General features: G+C 56.0%; 4 protein-coding genes. 3 read left to right on the forward strand and 1 reads right to left on the reverse strand.

The window, feature by feature from the left end; translation table 11 throughout:
• Positions 1 to 438 precede the first annotated feature (438 nt).
• Entirely contained in the window at positions 439 to 579 is a 141-nt protein-coding gene (locus B7R22_RS19375; protein WP_172582555.1) for a hypothetical protein, read from the forward strand.
• 126 nt (positions 580 to 705) lie between these two features.
• Here B7R22_RS19375 and B7R22_RS18195 read toward each other — a convergent pair whose 3' ends face one another.
• Entirely contained in the window at positions 706 to 1,440 is a 735-nt protein-coding gene (locus tag B7R22_RS18195) for a hypothetical protein (RefSeq protein WP_147305465.1), read from the reverse strand.
• 275 nt (positions 1,441 to 1,715) lie between these two features.
• Here B7R22_RS18195 and B7R22_RS18200 point away from each other — a divergent pair, with 275 nt between their 5' ends.
• Both B7R22_RS18200 and B7R22_RS20145 read left to right on the forward strand, forming a co-directional pair.
• On the forward strand, positions 1,716 to 2,888 hold the full coding sequence (locus B7R22_RS18200; RefSeq protein WP_172582557.1) for a serine/threonine-protein kinase: 1,173 nt from the start codon (positions 1,716 to 1,718) through the stop codon (positions 2,886 to 2,888).
• A 30-nt stretch (positions 2,889 to 2,918) separates the two neighbouring features.
• Positions 2,919 to 3,041, forward strand: coding sequence for a hypothetical protein (locus B7R22_RS20145; protein ID WP_301182628.1), 123 nt, complete (start codon positions 2,919 to 2,921; stop codon positions 3,039 to 3,041).
• Positions 3,042 to 3,163: the final 122 nt, after the last annotated feature.

Consider the following 3,163-nt stretch of genomic DNA (forward strand, 5'->3'; position numbering starts at 1 on the left):
CGCCACGGCCTGACACCCGCGGGACAGCACCAGTGGTACCGAAACCACGCCACCACTGGTGCTGACCCGCACAATCGATGGTGCCCAACCACACGATCAAATGGGGCTCAAAGCCTCAAATACTCAAAAGTCGCCCCATGATCCTGACTTCGCAGACATGGCCGGTGTTTACGATCGATACACCTCGCGGTCCTCGTAGCTACGCTTCTTCATAAGAGCGCGCATCGAACCACTTATGGGGCCCTCGATCTTGAATTCGCCGTAAGCGGAGTCCAGATTATTGAGTGCCCGCTCCGTCGTTCCGTTGCGATTTCCACGGTCCCAAGGATGAATCCAAATCCATGTGAGGACCCACGAGCCCCCATCTCGAATCATCTCCACCGCCCCGGCGGCTATGGGAACCCTTCGTAGTAGTCGATGCGAACGGATGAGGACAACATGCCGATCATCGTCTTCATCTCCTCGGCTGTATGGCTCGAAATCGAATTGAAGTTCCCGGTGAAAGCACCGGCTGAAATGAGTCGCGGCGTCCTGGCGGAGGGGGAGTCAACGCGAAACAACGAGTCGCGAGCTCCGTGAGCGGAGTCGGAGATAGCGTGATAACGAATGACATCCTCAGCAGAGTGTGGTCTGTCTCGTTTGCGATCTCTTCGACTGTCGGCAAATCTCGATCTCCCAAGGGCGGCTCGTCCGCGACGCCGAACATCACAGAGCAACCGTATGGTCGTCTTGTCTTGGATCGGTTTCGGGTACTTGCTCGTCGTCTAGCTTCTTCACGAGCCGCAGGTACTCCTCGCGACCAGGGATGGCCGGCAAGCGGGTGACGTGAAGTGCAGCGAAGGACTCCTGCCCAAATGTGATGGCTCGCATAGACCACGTCAATGCATTTTTCAACAGAGGATCGAAGGCGTTGGTGTCTGAGTTCATCTGCTCCTCGATCGATTCGATCAATCCATCGATGCCAGAGTGGGGCGTGGTGAGATGGTGCGCCCCGCCAGTGTTCCGCACACGCTCAAGCGCTTCCATGAACTCTTTCGGTAGCAGCGCGACGCCCTTTTTGTAGTCCTTGTGAGCCGCTCTCACGGCTTCGTAGTCAACGACTGTTTGCCCATGAGTGGTGAGGCGCTGGCACTCGCGAATGAGTTTGCCCGCCAGCTGGGGGTAAGCCTCGATTGCCGCGTAAAGGTAGACCACAAGATGCCTATCCCAGACGTGCCGCGCGGCCGGGACTTCGAGACGTGCGAGCAAGAGAGCGATGGTCTCGAGTCGAGAATTAGCTGAGTAAATAGCAAGGTCATAGCCGTAAGAAATGGCATCACGCTCGGGAACGTCTCTTCGCATAAGGTCTCGTTCTCGAACAAGACCTTCGAGGTCACGTTGTGTTTCGTCAATACGCCGACGTAAGTCCTCAGGCGCTACGCCCATCAAGTCATCTGCCATACCGTCAGTATGTCGTTGCCCATCGCTGGCCGGCCTTCGTGTCCCCAACTGAGTGACTGCATACTCGTTCTTCTCAAAACGGCCCTCTGTCTAGCTGCGCCACCGAGCGATCACAGAACGCCGCCATCTACTGCGCAGATCCACACCTGAAGCGGATCAAAGACTCGGAGAGGCGTGACTTATGCATCGCTCCACTAACCTGAAGCGAATGCTGAGCGCCGGCGCTGTACCTACATCCGGTTAGTGGCTTCTGCGTGCGTAGGAAAGAGGCCCAGGTGGAAGATCGTGTCGGACAGCACTACGTGCTGCAACGTGGGCAAAACATCCCGCAGGGAGCGCTGTCCATTGTCCGCAAAGCAGTTGACGATCGCGATCTGAAGCCGGTGGCGGTGAAATTTATACAAGCAGCAACAGACGACCTGATGCGCCGACTTTTCGATAGAGAAACCAAAGCGCTTCGAGAGCTCAGTCATCGAAACATCGTTGGTTTTCGGGATGCGGGCATCGATGAGACGGGAACCTACTATTTAGTTCTCAATTGGGTAGACCGTAATTTAAATGACCTGCTCGAGAATCGCCCGTGGAGTAGCTGGCCAGATCTTTATCAAAGTTTTGTCAGGCCGTTGCTTGACGGCTTGGCTCACGCGCACCTGAAGCAGCTGGAACATCGCGACATCAAGCCGGCGAATATCTTGATAGACGACGAGGGCCAACCGCTTCTCGCGGATTTTGGAATAGCCAAACTACGCGGCGACGAGCCGCACAGTGAACATACCGTTCAGGGATTTCGTTCAGGTCCCTATGCGCCTCCCGAATTCGAGGCCACTGCGCCATATGTCCGTGATGTTTACAGCGTTGGTGTTCTCATTTTGCAATGTCTGACAGATAGCAAAATCAGCGACTTTCCTCACATTCGTCCGGCACTGGACAACGCTCAAGTGCCGCCGGATGTGCGGTCGTTGCTCGAAGAATGCGTTGCGCCCGACGCCTCGCTCCGCCCGCTAAACGCAGTTGAACTTGCTGCTAGGTTCAGAGAACTCGAACAGCAACGTGTTGTTGATCGAGGACATCAGATCAACCATTTGTGGCTCAACCTGACTCGGGCGGCAAGCGAGCAAATTCTAGCGTCACGAGGGGCCGTCCAGGGCCCGGCACTCCTAGTCAATAGCGACCTTGGGGCGCAGGTTCATATCGAATTGGGCCTTCATCGAGATTCTGGAGAACGTGACCGGGACCGGATGTTTCTCTACGGATCGGAATATCGATATTCCATAGCAGCTAACTCCTCCGATCCTGAACAATTGACCATTACGGCAGCTAAGCAACTTTCGTTCGAAGCGCTCGAAGCCGGTCGTCGTCGCAGCCTTGCCGTCCCCCCAATCTTTAGTTGGATCACTCATCGCCCAGCGGAGGGTCTGCCCAGGGTTTGGTTGTCATCTGATCTGTGAGATTTCATTCTCGCTGGAAGGATGTCAGTTATGGCAAAGGCATATCCGAAAGAGTTCCGTGATGACGTCGTGGCGGTGGCCCGGAAGGGCCAGGGCCAGTCGGCGCAGATTGCGAGGGACTTCGGGATCTCCGAGGGCACGTTATCGAACTGACGGCGCTCACTGAAATTCCCCAGTTCTGCTCACTGAAATTCCCCACCCCGGGTCGCTTCCGCGCATAGAAGCGGGCCTCCCTCGATGCTGATGGTCTTCGACCACACACCAGCTCGAGAAAG

This window comes from Subtercola boreus, assembly GCF_003399635.1.
Classification (GTDB): Bacteria; Actinomycetota; Actinomycetes; order Actinomycetales; family Microbacteriaceae; genus Subtercola; species Subtercola boreus_B.